The sequence below is a fragment of the Azospirillum sp. BE72 genome (assembly GCF_031455875.1).
Classification (GTDB): domain Bacteria; phylum Pseudomonadota; class Alphaproteobacteria; order Azospirillales; family Azospirillaceae; genus Azospirillum.
Genome location: NZ_JAVDTO010000014.1, coordinates 65,327 through 81,223, shown reverse-complemented (window position 1 = coordinate 81,223; position 15,897 = coordinate 65,327). Strand labels below are relative to the sequence as shown.

Annotated in this window: 11 protein-coding genes; 2 read left to right on the top strand and 9 right to left on the bottom strand. The window is 70.2% G+C overall.

Annotated features, from left to right (window positions below; translation table 11 throughout):
- Positions 1–16 precede the first annotated feature (16 nt).
- Both J2Y49_RS25060 and J2Y49_RS25055 read right to left on the bottom strand, forming a co-directional pair.
- Positions 17–3,406 (bottom strand): caspase family protein, encoded by a 3,390-nt coding sequence (locus tag J2Y49_RS25060; protein ID WP_310117828.1) that lies wholly within the window; start codon positions 3,404–3,406, stop codon positions 17–19.
- Between the two features lie 92 nt (positions 3,407–3,498).
- Positions 3,499–4,305, bottom strand: a complete 807-nt coding sequence (locus J2Y49_RS25055; RefSeq protein ID WP_310117826.1) for a YMGG-like glycine zipper-containing protein — start codon at positions 4,303–4,305, stop codon at positions 3,499–3,501.
- A 252-nt stretch (positions 4,306–4,557) separates the two neighbouring features.
- Between J2Y49_RS25055 and J2Y49_RS25050 the strand changes: the two genes are divergently transcribed.
- On the top strand, positions 4,558–6,192 hold the full coding sequence (locus tag J2Y49_RS25050) for a caspase family protein (RefSeq protein WP_310117824.1): 1,635 nt from the start codon (positions 4,558–4,560) through the stop codon (positions 6,190–6,192).
- Positions 6,193–6,195: 3 nt separating this feature from the next.
- Here the strand turns inward: J2Y49_RS25050 and J2Y49_RS25045 are convergent, their stop codons facing one another.
- The 6 genes from J2Y49_RS25045 to J2Y49_RS25020 form a co-directional block, all read right to left on the bottom strand.
- Entirely contained in the window at positions 6,196–7,833 is a 1,638-nt protein-coding gene (locus tag J2Y49_RS25045; protein ID WP_310117821.1) for a GMC family oxidoreductase N-terminal domain-containing protein, read from the bottom strand.
- A 97-nt stretch (positions 7,834–7,930) separates the two neighbouring features.
- Positions 7,931–8,815 carry a DMT family transporter gene (locus J2Y49_RS25040; protein WP_310117819.1) on the bottom strand — a complete coding sequence of 295 codons (885 nt, stop codon included), beginning with the start codon at positions 8,813–8,815 and terminating at the stop codon, positions 7,931–7,933.
- Between the two features lie 21 nt (positions 8,816–8,836).
- Complete coding sequence (locus tag J2Y49_RS25035; protein WP_310117817.1) at positions 8,837–11,350, bottom strand: cation:proton antiporter; 2,514 nt, start codon at positions 11,348–11,350, stop codon at positions 8,837–8,839.
- A 278-nt stretch (positions 11,351–11,628) separates the two neighbouring features.
- Positions 11,629–12,432 (bottom strand): ankyrin repeat domain-containing protein, encoded by an 804-nt coding sequence (locus tag J2Y49_RS25030; protein ID WP_310117814.1) that lies wholly within the window; start codon positions 12,430–12,432, stop codon positions 11,629–11,631.
- Entirely contained in the window at positions 12,413–13,588 is a 1,176-nt protein-coding gene (locus tag J2Y49_RS25025; protein ID WP_310117813.1) for a phospholipase, read from the bottom strand. The genes J2Y49_RS25030 and J2Y49_RS25025 overlap by 20 nt, the downstream gene beginning before the upstream one ends.
- A gap of 4 nt (positions 13,589–13,592) precedes the next feature.
- Positions 13,593–13,943: a hypothetical protein gene (locus tag J2Y49_RS25020; RefSeq protein WP_310117811.1), complete on the bottom strand. Its 351-nt coding sequence runs from the start codon at positions 13,941–13,943 to the stop codon at positions 13,593–13,595.
- 192 nt (positions 13,944–14,135) lie between these two features.
- Between J2Y49_RS25020 and J2Y49_RS25015 the strand changes: the two genes are divergently transcribed.
- A complete protein-coding gene (locus tag J2Y49_RS25015; RefSeq protein ID WP_310117809.1) occupies positions 14,136–14,741 on the top strand; it encodes an OmpA family protein in 606 nt (201 codons plus the stop codon).
- A gap of 33 nt (positions 14,742–14,774) precedes the next feature.
- Here the strand turns inward: J2Y49_RS25015 and J2Y49_RS25010 are convergent, their stop codons facing one another.
- Complete coding sequence (locus J2Y49_RS25010) at positions 14,775–15,689, bottom strand: LysR substrate-binding domain-containing protein (protein WP_310117807.1); 915 nt, start codon at positions 15,687–15,689, stop codon at positions 14,775–14,777.
- Positions 15,690–15,897: the final 208 nt, after the last annotated feature.

Here is a 15,897-nt window from a genome sequence, read left to right as displayed (position 1 = left end):
CGGCCCGAGTGCCCGCTCAGGGTTGACCGGGTTGCGGCGCCGCCAGCGGGAAGGGGTTCAGTTCGTTGCCGCCGGTCTTGAAGATTGCGGACTGGCTCCACTTCTTCTCGCGCGCCAGACGCGGCACCGCGCGGTTCACATACTGGCCGAGCGTCAGGTTGTAGATCGCCTCGTCCCCCGGCAGCAGGGCCTTGCCCTTCAGCCCCTCCAGCACCGCATGGGCGAAAATGCCGTTGCGGCCGTCATAGCTGTCGAGCGCCTCCTCCTGCTCCGACGAGGCGGCCAGCAGATAGCGCTGCCCCATGTCCTGGTACAGCTTGTCGACCGTGCCCGCCGACACCGCGCCGGAATGGCAGGTGTCGAGCATCACCAGCACGTTGCGGGCGGAAATCGCGCTGACCAGCCGGTTCAGCTCCTTCTCCGACAGCCCCTGCTCGCTGATCGCCTGCGGGGTGGCGGCGGTCACGTTCTGGGTGATGAAGTGGTAGAGCTTGACCGACGGATCCTTCGGCGACGGCACGATCACGCCATGGCCGGCGAGATAGAGAACGACGGTGTCCTCCTCCCGCGCGTTGGCGGCGAGGTCCTCCAGACCGGCGATGACGGCGTCGCGGCTCGCCTGCTCGTCATAAAGCGCCTTCGACAGAGCCAGCGACTGCTCCCGGTCGTAGCCGGCGGGAACCCGGCCGGTCAGCGTCTCGGCGAAGGAGGAGGCGTCGGCGCGGGCGAAGCGCAGTTGCGTGCCCTCCGGCCGGTATTTGTCGATGCCGACGACGAAGGTGATCAGCCGCGGCTTGGCCGGTGCGGCGCGCTCCGTCACGCCATCAGCCGCCTTGCCGCCTGCCATTGCCGCGTCGGCCGTCACTGCCGGCTTGGGCAGCACGAAATCGACCAGCGGCGAGCGTTCATAGATCGCGTCCGTGCCGTTGTAGGCGCGGATCTGCACGCGGTTGCTGCCGGGATCGAGGCGGACGGTGCTGACGCGCTCCTCCGGCGGCGGGGGCTGGTCCTTGGCGGCGTCCGCCGGCGTGACGCCGGCCGCGGGCTGGGCTTGAACGGCTGGCTGCGGGGCCGGCTGAGGAACAGGCGCCGGCTCCTTGGCGCGGGCGAAGGCGCGGGACTTGTCCTGGCCGCTGACGTTCCGGCCGTTGCGGAACAGGTCGACCGAGCCGATGCCGCCACCGGTGTCGGCCAGCCGGTAGCGCAGCCGCACCGACCCGACCCCCTCGGGCAGCGTGACCGACAGGCGCGGCTCCTCCGCCGCGACGTCAAGCTCCGGTCCCTGCGGCGCGGGCTTGGCGACTGCCTGGGGCACCGCCTGCGGGGCGGGCGCCGGCTCCTTGGCGCGCGCGAAGGCGCGGCTGACCGGCGTCATGTCGAGCGGATGACAGGTTTCCGCAGCCGTGGGAACCGTGAGGGCGGCAGGCGCCGCCGGGGCGGGAGCGGCAGGAGCGGAAGCCGCCGCTTCCGTGGCCCCGGTGCCGAGCGCCAGACCGCGGCTGGCGGCGGGTACGGTGCAATAGTCCAGCAGGGTCACCTGCGGGCGGCGCTGGGTCAGCAGGCGGATGTCGCCGATGGCGGACAGGCGCGCGGCGATCTCCGCCTGGCCGGTCTGCTGCAGCTTGCCGCGCACCAGCTCGGGAGCGTTGAAGACGCGGTAGACCTGCTTGAACTCGACCCACTGGCTGCCCTTCTTCTTCGGGTCGTTCAGGTGGAAGCCGACCAGGGTCTCGCCGCCGCTTTCGGAATGGTCGAAGAAGGCCTCCGGCGTCCACAGGACCCAGCGGCGGCCGTCGCGGTGCGGGAATAGCGCCGCCAATTCCTCCAGCGGACGGGATCCTCCGGACAGCGCGTACCAGCGCAGCGTGCCGTCGCCCAGCGCCGCCACGGCGACACGCCCGTCGGCCGACGCGACGACGCCCCACACCGCCGCCGGCACCTCGGCGCGGGCCAACTCGGCCCCGGCGGAATCGAGCAGGCGCAGGCTGAACTCCCCGCCCAGCAGGACGCGGCGCTGCCGGCCCAGGACCGTGACGCTGCGCGCCCATTCGCCGCTGTCCAGCTTCACCGGCTGGCCGTTGACCTTGGGCGTGCGGGTGTTGCGCCAGTCGGAAACGCCGATCCCCGGCCCTTCCGCCGCCGGCCGGGCGAGGCCGGGCAGCGCGTCCGGCGCCGGGGTCAGGCTGCGGGCCAGCACGTCGAAGCGCATCGGCCGCTGGCCGCCCTGCTCCATCCCGAATTCCAGCACCAGACCGTCGTCGGACAGGCCGAAGCGGCCGAGATGGATGTCGCGATAGTCGGCGACGTCGCCCATGCGGGCGAACTGCAGCCGGCCGGCCGGGTCGATCACGCCCCATCCCGGATCGGCGGCGGCGAAAGCGACCCCGCCGCCCGGCAGGGCCAACAGATGGGTCACGGAATCGCGCGCGGCGGGCGTGTCGGTGTAGGCCCCCTTGCCGGCATCGGCCCAGCGCCGCACCACGTTGCGCTTGCCGTCCACCGTCGCGGTGCCGGCGGCGACCAGCGCCGTGCCGTCCCAGGCGACCGCGGCGAAGCTGCCGCCGGTGACGCCAGTGGCCTTGGCGCTGTGGCGCGTCTTCAGGTCGGCGGCGGCCAGCACGTCGACCTGCGCCTGATCGGCATAGCCGACCGCAAGCAGCGCCCCGTCCGGCGAGAAGGCGACCGAATAGGGCATGCCCTTGCCCGGCTTGCGCTTGGCCTTCGGCTTGAAGGCGGTGTCGTAGAGACGGACGTTGCCGTCGAAGGACGCGGTGGCGAGCCGCCCATCGGGCGCGAAGGCGAGCGCCGACACCCGCGCCTCATAGGCGGTGTCCTCGGCGACCAGCTTGAAACTGGCGCTGTCCCACACGCGGATGCCGGCGTTGCCGCCGAAGGCCCCGGCGACGAAGCGCCCATCGGGCGAGAAGGCGAGATCGTTCAGCACCTGCGGCTGTCCCGGAAGCCGGGCCTTCAGCCGCTGCGCCTTGACGTCGAACAGGTAGAGCGTGACGCCGTCGCCCCAGCTCGACCCGGTGTTGCCGGCGGCGACCGCCAGCGACCCGTCTGCCGACAGGGCCACGGCATAGAGCGCGCCCTCGTCCCCCGCCTCCATCGGCACGCGCAGCGCGCCCAGCGGCTCCCCGCCGTCGCGCGCCCACAGACGCAGGGACTTGTCGTTGGAAACGGTGGCGATCAGCCGGCCCTGGGCGTCGCTCGCCAGCCGGTTGACGCGGGCGGTGTGGCCGCCGGTCTCGATCCGCAGGAACGCCCCAGTGGACGCATCGCCCGCCAGCGCCGGCCGGGCCGCGAAGAACCCCGCCACACCGCAGATGAGCGCGCCCAGCAGGACGACGGGAAGAGCGCCGCGCCGCAGGCGCGCGTTCAGGCGAGAAAGACAGCCGGCCATCATCCGTTCCGCTTGCACTGGTGTCGTCCGGCGGCGGTCCCGCGCATCCTCCGCGAAAGACCGCCGCCGGTCAGGTCATCAGACCGCGCCGATCAGGCGGCGTCCAGCGTCGCTTCCTTTTGCGCGATTTGCTGGATGCTGCTGGTGGTGGCGTTGATGCGCTCCGACGTCTCGAAGGCGGTGTTGGTGCGCTCGACCACCTGGGCGGCCTGGGTGGTGGCCGTCTGCTTCGCCGGCTTCTTCTTGGTCTGGGCCTTGACCGCGGTCTTGGTGCGGATCTTCTCGGCCGAACCCGGCTCGATGTTGTCGGCGGCGATCAGATACTCGTCGCGGCGCTTGACGATGTTCTGGTTGATGCTGCTGGCGATGGCGTAATCCTTGTCCAGCTGGCCGCGGATCAGGGCCAGGCGCTGCTCGGCCTCCGGCTTGCCGATGCGCTTGGCCTTGTAGTCGGCCTTGACGCGCGCGATCTCGGCGCGGCGGCAGTTCACCAGCTGGTCGAGAGCGACCTGGGTGCGGTTCAGGTTCTGGTTCTCGGTATCCAGGTCGGTCATCACGCCCAGGATCGCCTGATCGCGGCCCTGCTGCGACTTGGAGTTCCAGTAGCCGCCCAGCGAGCCCAGCGCCGCACCGGCGGCGGCGCCGATCAGCGCGCTCTTCATGTTGCCGCCGGCCAGCGCACCGGTCAGCGCACCCACGCCGGCGCCGATGGCGGCACCCTTCAGCATGTCCTCGGCATAGTAGTTGCCGGTCGAATCGAGCGCGACGCGGTACTGGTAGCAGGCGTCGCTGCCATCGTTGGCGCCGATGCGATCCGTCTGCGTGGTCACGCAGCCGCTGAGCGCCATGGCGACGATGGTGAGCGAGACGAGGCTTGCCTTGGCACGGTTGCTTCGCATGACCTGGATTCCCGTTTGCTTTTCTGTTCAAGACATATTTCGATCAGATCCAGAACTCCGGGCCATCCGCACCACCCCCACAGTGGGCGCACGCCGTCGCCGATCAGGACCCGCCGCCACGCTGCCACAGCAACAACTGTAACGGAAGGGGGCATTACTACCAATTCGTGCGGCCTTTTATCCAATTTTTTAGCCTGTAGCCTTTGGGGCACGGCTACCCAGGAGAAGTATGATGTTCGGACTCGGGGAGGTATGATGTTTGGAAGAATGCGGCGCTGGACGGTGGCGGCGAATGTCTTGGCCGGCCTGTCCGCGGGGTTTGCCGCCGGGACGGTTCTGACGGTGGCCGCAAGCCCGGCGCGGGCGGAAATCGCGGCGCTGGTGATCGGAATCGACCGCTACACGCGGATCAACCCGCTGCAGGGCGCCGTCAACGACGCACGCGACATCAGCGCCGCGCTGAAAGGCCTTGGCGTCAGGAAACTGCGCCTGTTCATCGACGGCGAGGCGGAACGCAGCCGGATCATATCGGCATGGCGGGAACTGATCGCCGAGACCTCCCCCGACTCGACACTGGTGCTGACCTTCGCCGGCCATGGCGCGCAGCAACCGGAACGTGTGCCCGGCAGCGAGGTCGACGGCATGGACGAGTTCCTGGTGCTGGCGGACTTCGCCCCGCGCGGTCCCGGCACCGCCCAGCGCCTGACTGACGACGAGATCGCCGTGCTGCTGAAGGAAGCGGCCCCGCGCCGGGTGATCTTCGTCTCCGATTCCTGCCATTCCGGCACCATGACCCGCGGCTTCGACGACCGCGCCGGCATGCTCGGCACGCGGGCGGCGAGGATCGACGGGGCGCTGGTCGACCGCATCGAGGACGACGCCCTGCCCCCGCCCACCCGCGCCGCCCTGCAGGCGGAGGCGGACGACCAGCCGAACGTCACCTTCTTCGCCGCCGTCGCCGAACATGAGCTGGCGCCCGAGGTGATGATCGACCGCAAGCCGCGCGGCGCGCTCAGCTGGGCCTTCGCCAACGCGTTGCGCGGGCAGGCCGACCGCGACGGCGACGGCATCGTCACCAAGGGTGAGCTGGAGACGCACATCCGCGGCGCCGTCCGCATGGCTCTGGAAGGCAAGCAGCATCCGCAGGTCCAGCCGCGCGGCCGTGGCGAGCTTCCGCTGATCGACCCGGTCGCCACCAAGCCGAAGCCGCCGTCCCTGCTGCCCGCAGCGGGCCCGATCCCGCTGCGCATCCTGGGCAAGCCGGCGGCGGTGAAGGGTCTGGCCGCCGGCCTCTCCGGCATCGAGATTGCCGGCAAGAACGATCCCGCCCTGGTCTGGGACAGCGCCACCGGCGAGGTGGTCAGCTCGATGGGCGACGTGCTGGCCAGCATCGCCGGCGATCCGATGTCCCCGGAAACCCGGCGGCGGGTGCAGGGGGTGGTCGACAAATGGTCGCTGGTGGTGCGGCTGAAGGCGGCGGCGCAGGACCGCTCGCTGGCCCTGGCGCTGGAGCCGGGCGACCGCAATTACCGGCAGGGGGAGACGGTCTCGCTCGACATCCGCGGCAACGCAGGGACCTATTTCACCCTGATCAACCTCGCCGCCGACGGGACGGTCAACTACCTCTACCCGCTGGCGGAGCGCAGCGACCCGGCGCAAATCCCGAAGGGCGGCCCCTACCGGCTGGCGCTGACGGTGGAGCCGCCCTTCGGCGCCGACCATTTCCTCGCCATCGCCTCGCCCAAGCCGATGGCGGCCCTGCAGCGGGACCTCGCCGCGCTCGACGGCAAGCCGGCCGCCGCGGAGGTCGCCACCCTGCTGACCCGCCACCTGACCGGCCAGCCGGTGGAATTCGGCATCCACGGCGTCTACAGCACGGGGCGGTGACCTTCACCCCCGCAATGCCGCGCGGCGGTCCGCCCGCATCAGGGCGGCGCCGCGCTCGGCGATCATCACCGTCGGCGTGTTGGTGTTGCCCGAGGTCAGGGTCGGCATCACCGAGGCGTCGATCACCCGCAGGCCGCGCACCCCGCGCACCCGCATCTCGGCATCGGTCACGGCGGTGGCGTCGTCCCTGCCGCCCATCCGGCAGGTGCCGACGGGATGGAAGATAGTGGTGCCAATGTCGCCCGCGGCCTGCGCCAGCTCCTCCTCGGTCTGGAAGCTGGGGCCGGGCTTGTATTCCTGCGGATGATAGGGGGCGAGCGCCGGCTGCGCGACGATGCGGCGGGTCAGCGCCAGCGCCTTCGCCGCCTTCGCCCGGTCGGCCGGATCGGACAGGTAGCAGGGCGCGATGGCCGGATTCTCGCGATGATCGGCCGAGGTGATCCGCGTCCAGCCGCGCGACGCCGGGCGCAGGTCGCAGACGCTGGCGGTGAAGGCTGGGAAGGCGTGCAGCGGATCGCCGAACTTCTCCAGCGACAGCGGCTGCACATGGTATTCCAGGTCGGCCGTCGCCATCTCCGCCGAGGATTTGGCGAATACGCCGAGCTGGCTGGGCGCCATGGTCAGCGGCCCCTTGCGGAACAAGGCGTATTCCAGCCCCATCATCGCCTTGCCGAACAGGCTGCCGGCCCGCTTGTTCAGCGTCAGGACCCCATCGACCTTGTAGATCATGCGCAACTGCAGATGGTCCTGCAGGTTGGCGCCGACATCCGGCGCGTCCAGCACCACCGGAATCCCGAGGGCCTTCAGATGCTCCGCCGGGCCGATGCCGGAGCGCTGGAGGATCGCCGGGCTGCCGATGGATCCTGCGGCCAGCACCGTCTCGATCCTGGAGGTCGCCCGCGCCGGCTCGCCCTTGACGGTGAAGCGGACGCCGGTGACGCGGCCGTCGGCGATCTCCACCTTGTCGATGGCCGCCTCGATGGCGAGTTTCAGGTTCGGGCGGTCGAGCGCCGGGCGCAGGAATGCCTTGGCCGCGCTCCAGCGGATGCCGCCCTTCTGGTTCACCTCGAAGCTGCCGACGCCGAAATTGTCGCCGCGGTTGAAATCGTCGGAGCGCGGGATGCCGGCCTGATGCGCCGCTTCGGCGAAGCGGTCCAGCAGGTCCCAGCGCAGCCGCTGCCGCTCCACCCGCCATTCGCCGCCGACGCCGTGCATCTCGTCGGCGCCGCGCCAATAATCCTCGCTGCCCTTGAAGACCGGCAGCACCTCCCTCCAACTCCAGCGGGAATCCCCGGTGATGGCGGCCCATTCGTCGTAATCGCGCGCCTGCCCGCGCATGGCGATCATGCCGTTGATCGACGAACAGCCGCCCAGCACCTTGCCGCGGGCGTAGTGGATGCTGCGGCCGTTCAGCCCGGCCTCCGCCTCCGTCTTGAAGCACCAGTCGGTGCGCGGGTTGCCAATGCAGAACAGATAGCCGGCGGGGATGTGCAGCCACACCCAGCTGTCCTTGCCGCCCGCCTCCAGCAGCAGGACCGAGACGTCCGGATCGGCCGACAGCCGGTTGGCCAGCACGCAGCCGGCCGTGCCGCCGCCCGCTATGATGTAGTCGAAGCTGCCGAAATCGAGCACGTCCGCCATCGCTTCCCTCCCGGGGGATTTATCGATTTGTCAGACATATTAGATTGCTGACCCATCGAACGATCCAGCGAAATTTTGCTCTGCCCGGCGCTTTTGCTCACTTCCGGTTCACCAGCGCCACGCCGCAGACCGCCACCGCCATGCCGGCCAGCGCCGCGACGCCCAGTTTCTCGCCGAACAGGATCCAGGCGACCAGCGCGGTGACAGGCGGGGTCAGGTAGAACAGGCTGGCGACCTTGGCCGCGGCCCCGCGGCGGATCAGGGCGAACAGCAGGAAGATGGCGCCGACCGACAGCACGAAGCTGAGCCACAGCAGGGCGAACAGGAACTCCCCCGTCCATTGCACCTGCATGGTTTCGAACATAGGCGCGGCGACGGCCAGCACCAGCGCGGTGGCGGCATACTGGATGGCGGTGCCGCTGCGCAGGTCCATCCCGCCGCCGTGGCGCTTCTGGTAGAGCGTGCCGAGCGTGATGCCGACCAGCGCCGCGACGGCATAGCCGATGCCGATCAGATGCTCCGCATCGACCGACAGCTTCTCCCGCACCACCAGCCCGACGCCGGCAAGGCCCAGCAGCAGCCCCGCCCATTGCCGGCCGCTCACGCGTTCGCCCAGCAGCGGGCCGGACAGCGCGGCGGTCAGCAGCGGCTGGATGCCGACGACCAGCGCAGTGACGCCGGCCGGCAGCCCATGGGCGATGGCGAGGAAGACGCCGCTGAGATAGACGCCGTGCACCAGCAGCCCGGCCAGCGCAATGCGTCCGGCGGTCGCCCAGTCCTTCGGCCAGGGCGCGCGGCTCGCCAGCGCCACCAGCGCCAGCACCGCCGCGACCAACCCCAGCCGGATCAGCAGGAAGGTCAGCGGCTCCGCATAGGGAAGCCCGTATTTCGCCCCGATGAAGCCGGTGCTCCACAGCAGCACGAAAAGACCCGGCATCAGGCGCAGCCAGGTCTGGCCGCCGCCCGTCGCGGTCTCGCCCATGAAAAAATCCCTTCCCTGCGGTCAGCCTACCGCCGGGACGGCCGGGGACGACTGGGTCGGCTGCCGGCGCGCCTCGGCGACCGCCTGGATGTGGGATCGCAGATCCGCGTCCTTCTGCACCAGCCGGCGGAAATCCTTCTCATCCAACACCAGCAATTGGCAATAGCCAAGCGCCCGCACGTCTGCATTGCGCCGCTGGCGGGTCAGCAGCGCCATCTCGCCGAAGAAGTCGCCGGTGCCCAGCTTCACCGGCTCCGCCAGATTGGGCACCAGCACCTCGACCGCGCCGGACGCGATGAAGAACATGGCGTCGCCGCGGTCGCCCTTGCGCACGATGTTCTCGCCCGGCAGGGCCAACTGCGCCCGCAGCAGCGTGGCGATGGTCGTCACCCGTTCGGCCGGGAGATCGGCGAACAGCGGCACCCGGCGCACCAGCTCCGCCACGTCGAAGCGGACGTCCAGCCTGGGCAACCGCTCCAGCACCCGGCGGCGCTGCTCCAGGTCGCGCTCCAGGTCGGTCAGCACCTCCTGGCTGATGATCGATTCGGCGTACAGGGTCCGGTAGTCGGCATGCTCCAGCCGCAGGGCGGCGCGGCCGACGTAGCGGCTCTGCAGCACCACGGCATAGTCGGGATACTGCAGCTTCAGGGCGGACAGCGCCTGCTCGACGATGCCCAGCCGGCCGACCAGCATGCCTTCCAGTTCGAACGCCACCTCCTGTCCCAGCACGCGGGCCAGACGGTCGCGGGTGAAGGCCAGCAGCTCGCGCAGGACGGTGCGCACGGCGACCAGCACCTCGAACCGCATCGACAGGCGCCGCGCCAGCGGCCGGTGGATGCCGAAGCGGCGCTGCAGCCAGCTGGCCCCCCGCATCCAGGGCGAGAAGGCGATGAAGGGTTCCTCGAAGGCGCGGTAGCCGTTGCGGCCCTGGGCCTTGACGGCGTCCAGCAGCCGGCCGCTGCGCCCGGCCAGCATCTCCATCACCGCGCGCGACACCACCCCTTCGGAAAAGTGGGCGTAATAGAGTTCTTCCTCGCGGTTCACCAGGATGACGAGGCCGATGGTGATGCGGTCCTCGTCGGTCAGCTTCGCCTCGTCCCGGCTGTCCTCGTCGATCTTCTTCAGCCGCTCCTCGTAGCGGGCGATCATCACGTCCTTGACGGCGCCGTCGACCTCATAGGTCTGGGCGACGGCGGCGACGCGGTCGCGGATGCTGTCGGTGGACAGAGCCAGTGCCCGGTTGCGCATGGCGCGCTCCACCGGCGTCAGTTCGTCCAGCTTCAGCACGCGGATCAGCCAGCGCAGCGTGGTGCCGTTGACGAACAGCGTGACGAAGACGAAGCCGGTGACCATCACCGCGACGAAGCTCTGGACACGGTCCGGCACGCGGAAATTCTCGGTCACCGCCAGCGCCAGCGTCAGCGACACCGCCCCGCGCAGCCCGCCCCACAGCATCACCGTCTTGTAGGAATTGCTGACCTTCTGCGCCAGACCGGCCCAGGACAGCACCGGCAGCAGGCCGAACAGCACGACGGCCCGCGCCGCGAAGGCGGCGGCGACCACCACCAGGACCAGCCCGACCTCGGCCCAGCCGGCATCGGCCATCAGGCGCGGCACCAGGATGGCGGTCAGCAGGAAGATCATGGAGTTGGCCCAGAAGCCCAACTGCTGCCAGACATGCTCCATGGCGCCCCAGGTGGCGGGGGAGATGCGGGTGCGTCCGACCGAGCCGATGACCAGGGCCGAGGCCACCACCGCCACCACGCCCGACGAGCCGACATAATGCTCCGCCATCACATAGGACAGGTAGGCCAGCGCCACCGTCAGCGTGATCTCCGCCATCGGCTGGTTGCGCATCGGCTCCACCAGCATGCAGACGATGCGGCCGCAGATATAGCCGGTGATGACGCCGCCGGCGAAGTCGCGCAGGAAGTCCAGCGCCGCCGCCCCTGCCCCGCCATGGGAGGTTCGCGTCAGCATCTCCAGCAGCAGGGTGAACAGCGCGATGGCCGCGGCGTCGTTCAGCAGGCTCTCGCCCTCGACCAGCGTGGTCAGCCGCCGTGGCGCGCCCAGGTCGCGGAAGATGCCGATGACCGCCGCCGGATCGGTGGAGGCGACGATGGCCCCCAGCAGCAGGCAGGCGACCAGCCCCAGCGAGGTGAACAGGCTGACCGCATAGCCGACGGCGAAGGTGCAGACGAAGACCGCCACCACCGCCATCAGCAGGATCGGCCCCAGATCGTCGAACAGCCGCCGCACATCGACCGCCAGCGCCGTTTCGAACAGCAGGATCGGCAGGAAGACGTGCAGCAGGATGTCGGACGAGACGTCCAGCTCGGCCAGCGAATTCAGGAAATCGTGGAACGGGTCCTTGCCCGGCCCGGCGAAGGTCTGGATCACCGCGCCCAGCGCCACCCCGACGCCCGCCAGCAGCACCGTGTAGGGCACCTGGAAGCGGGCGGCCAGCGGCGGCAGGAAGCTGACCAGGGCGAGAAGCCCGGCAACGCCGAGGACTTGGATGACGATGTCGTGCATGTTCCCACGGGGGCGGCTGCGGCGTGGGCTGCACGGTATCGCCGCACTGTGGCCGGAGCAAGACCGGGAACCACGGAGTCCTGCGGCAAAAATGGTCCCGGACGGAGGGTCCCCTTCTACTGAAAGCGGCGATGTGGTCTGCTGACAGAGCCCCTCTCCCCTCGCGGGAGAGGGGTTGGGGTGAGGGGCGCACCTTGATTTCCACCGGCCTTTAGCCGGCCACACCCCTCATCCCAACCCTTCTCCCGCAAGGGGAGAAGGGCTTCCTAGCCCGAATCTCACCGCGGCGGCGGCGCCGCGATGCCGCGCGACTGCAGATACTGCCGGCAGCGCCGCTGCCAGTCCGAAAGCGGCGAGGACGGGTCGAGGACGGCGTGGAAGATGTAGTCGGCCGCCGTATCCTCCGACACCGGCGACCGGTGCAGAGCGTCGGCGTTCCGGCCCAGCAGATAGGCCACGACGTGGAACTGGTTCATGCGGGCCAGCACCAGCGTCACCGTGCTGCCGCTCTCGTCGGTCGCCTCGATGTCGGCACCGGCGTCCAGCAGGATGCGGACGGCATCGGCGTTGCGGCGCAGGCCGGCATTGACCAGCACCGGCTCGCCGATGGAGTTGCGGGCGTTGGGATCGCCGCCGAAGGCAAGCAGCAGGCGCAGCCAGTCGGTATCGGTGCCCGATGCCACCATGGTCAGCGCCGATTCCCCGTCGCGGGCGCGACGGTTGGGATCGGCCCCGGCCTCCAGCAGGGCCTTTGCCCCGGGCTTGCTGTTGCTGGCGATGGCGAACAGCAGCGGCGTCATCCCCTCCGTTCCGCCCGCGTTCGGGTCGGCGCCCGCGGCGGCGAGCTGGCGCACGGCGGCGGCGTCCCCCCGTCCGGCGGCGTCGGCCAGCCTGGCCGTGGCGGCATCGGGGAAGAAGTGGCTGGCGGGCGGCAGAGCGGCCATGGCGGACCTCGCGGCGAATAGGGTGGGAAGGAGCGTCCAGCCTGCTGCGGCCAGCGCCACCAGGATCAACAGCCGGCGGAAAAAGGCAATGCCCGGCTTGGGGCGCGCGGTGGCACCCTCACCGGTGCAGGGCGGCACGCAACTGCCCCTCGTCCGCGCGCTTCTGTTTTTCCAGCGCGTTGATCGGATAGGCCATGCCGTGCTTGGTGACGGAATCGGCGGCGACGCCCTTGACATACTCCATGCCCTTCTTGCCCGCGGCGGCACCCTGGAAGGCGTTGCCGTGCTCGTCGACCGCCTCCAGCGGCACATTCCTGCCGATGCTGGTCGGCATCGGCCCGACCGCGTTCTGCGCGGTGGTCAACACCTCGCCGCCGACCTGATAGTTGGTGACCTTGCTGGCATTGGCGCGCGACTTGCCGAAGGCGGCGACCGTATCATCCTTCAGGCCAGCCGTGTTGAAGGTGGTGCAGGGCACGTCGGCCACCACCGCACCCGCGGTCGCCAGCCCGCCGCCCAGCGAATGGCCCGCCATCTCCAGCCGCGGCCCCACCTTGCTCTTCACCTTCTGCGCCGCCTGGATCGCCCGCTCGTAATAGTCGGAGCGCAGGCCGATGCCCTGCTGCAGGTTGTTGACCCAGTCCTCCTTGGCGGTGAAGGTGGTTCCCTTCGGCACCAGAACGACCTGCGGGGGCGACCCGAACACCTTGGGGTCCGCCACATACAGCTCCGCCCGGAATCCCGACGCGGTGCCGGGGTTCAGGTCGCTGGGGACGAGGCCGTATTTGCGCAGCTCCGCCGGGTCGTCGCTCAGCCGGGTCCAGCCCGGCGGCGGGGTCTTGGGCGACTCCGGGCCGTTCTCGTGGTGATAGACGTCGGCTGCCAGCCGGGCGCGCTCCACCGCCTTGTTGTCGCGGGCGAAGCGTTCCGTCACCTCCGGCAGGACCTTCTTCTCGCGCGCCTCCTTGATCAGCGCCTGCCGTTCGGCGACGCGCTTGGCCTTGGCGTCGATCTCCGCCTGGGAACAGGGAATGGTCGGGTTCTTGGCGGGAACGGGGGCGTTGCGGCGGAAATGATTCGCCAGATCGTCGGTCAGCGTCTGGCCGGCGGCCTTGGCGCCGCGCTTGGCCGCTCCGCCGAAGTCGCCCTCCAGCACCGCCGCCCCGGTCTCCTTCAGCCCGGCCTTGACGGTGTCGGCCGCCATCCGGCCGCCGGTGCGCAGGGTCTGGTAGGTCGCCTTGGCCTTCGCCGTGGCGCTTCCGGCCATGTCGGTCAGCGTGGACAGGATCGGCATGGCGTCAGTCCCGCTGCGACAGGGCGGCGATCATGGCGTCCACCCACTCGGTCAGCCACTCCGCCTTCCGGTCGGCGGTCATCGCCGGATCGGCCAGCACCTCGCGCGCCGCCGGGCTGTCCTCGTCGAAGCGGTCGCCGGCCAGCGCCGCGGTGACGATGTAGCAGGCGGCCTGCCAGCGCGTGGTCAGGCCATAGCCTTCGGCCCGCGCCAGCTGGTCCCGTCCGAAAGCGAGGAAGCGGTCGGCCGGCACCGGATCGGCGTCCGGGAACCGGTCGGCGAGGTAGCGATGCACCGCGCGGATCAGATCCTCTTCCCCCAGCCGGTCCATCTGGGCCTGCGACAGAACGAACACGGTGCACCCCGATCGATTGCGTTATCAGGGTATGATAGAGGTGCAATCATTGACAGAGAAGCGGCAACGCCGGGTTTTCAAGGCTGAATTGGCCCGGGAGAGTACAACCCGAGGCTCGGGTCCTGGAACCGGGACACGCGGTCGATTACCATGGCTTCGGCTTTGCCCGAATCGGAGATAGGGGACGTGAGAATGGCGACGGTCAGGGGTCTGCGGCCGGTGTTTGCCGGATTGGCGCTGTTTCTGGCATTCGGCGGCGTGGCCGCGGCCACCGAACCGACCGCCGCCCCCACCACGACGGAGGATTTCATCCGGGCCCTGCGGCCGGACACGCCGCCGTCCGACGAGAAGCCCAGAACCCGCGGCCTCGCGCTCGGCACCGGTGGCGCTGCGGAACCGGCGGCACCCCCGTCACCATCGGCGCCCGCCCCCACCGCCGCAAAGCCGAAGGCCGCACCCAGGATCAGCTTCCAGGTGGAGTTCGCCTTCAACTCGGCGGAACTGACGCCGAAGGCCGCCGGCATCCTCGACGAGCTGGGCCGCGCCCTGACCTCGCCGGATCTCGCCGCCTACCGCTTCCAGCTGACCGGCCACACCGACGGCGTCGGCAATCCCGATTACAACCTCGCCCTGTCGAAGCGGCGGGCCGCCTCGGTGCGCGACTACCTGACCCGGAGCTTCGGCGTATCGCCTGGCCGGCTCGTGGCGATCGGCCGCGGGTCCCAGCAACTGCTCGACCCCGCCAACCCGGCCAGCGACGCCAACCGCCGGGTCGAGATCGTCAATCTCGGCTCCTGACCTCCGGGCGCCCGGCAGCGGGGCAATGGCGGCTCAGCGCCAGCCGCCGTCCCGCGTCAGCCCGGCCAGGATGTCGCGCAGGATGGCATGCGCCGCGCGGGCGGCGACCGGCATCGGCCGGCCGGCGGCGTGGGCCAGCAGGATGGTGCGGTCGATCTGCGGATCGACGATGGGCAGGCCGGTCAGGCGGTCCGCCACCGCGCCATAGCGGGCCACCCGCTCCGACAGCACGGTATAGCCGCAGCCTTCCGCCACCAGCGCCTTGATCTGTTCCAGCGCGTCGATCTCCATGGCGACGGTAACGCGGGCGCGGGCCAGCACTGCCGCATGCTCCACCTCCTCGCGCACGCCGTGCGGGCGGCCGGGCAGGATCAGCGGCAGGGCCAGCGCCTCGGCGAAGGGGATGGAGCGGCGCCCGCGCAGCAGCGGGTCGTCCGCCGGTCCGACGAGATGCAGGCTTTCCCGCGCCACCAGCTCCGTCTCCAGCCCATTCATCTCCTCGGCGCCGAACACCAGCGCCAGATCGAGCTGCCCCGACAGCACCCATTCCAGCATATGGCCGGACAGCCCTTCCACCACCCGCAGCCGGATCTGCGGATGGGCGCGGCGCACCGCCAGCGCCAGCGGCACGGTCAGCACCGGCCCCAGCGAGGTCGGGATGCCGACCGTGGCCGGACCAGCGGGCACCGCTTCCACCGCGCGCACCTCGTCGCGCAGCCCGTCCATCGATCCGATCAGCGCCGCCGCCCGCTGCGCCAGCCGCCGCCCGCTTTCGGTCGGCACCACGCCGCGCGCCGTGCGCAGAACCAGCTGGCAACCGAAATCCTCCTCCATCCGCTTCAGATGCAGGCTGAGCGCCGGCTGCGCCACCCGCAGCGCCTCCGCCGCGCGGGAGATCGAGCCATGCTCGACGATGCCCAGGAAATAGCGAAGCTGCCGCACGTCCATTCCGCCGGAACCTATATTAGCCATACCGTGACACTATGAAAGCGGCTGCGGGGATCGCATGTCAATATGGCTTCGGTTCCTGACAGCTGGCGCGTTTTCCGCTTGAGAGCCCCCTCTTGATCACCGCATTTCCGTTAACCATTTACCCAACAGGCGTCGGGCGGTCGCGCATTTCGCGGACCGCGGAGATGCCGTTCCGCGCCGGATG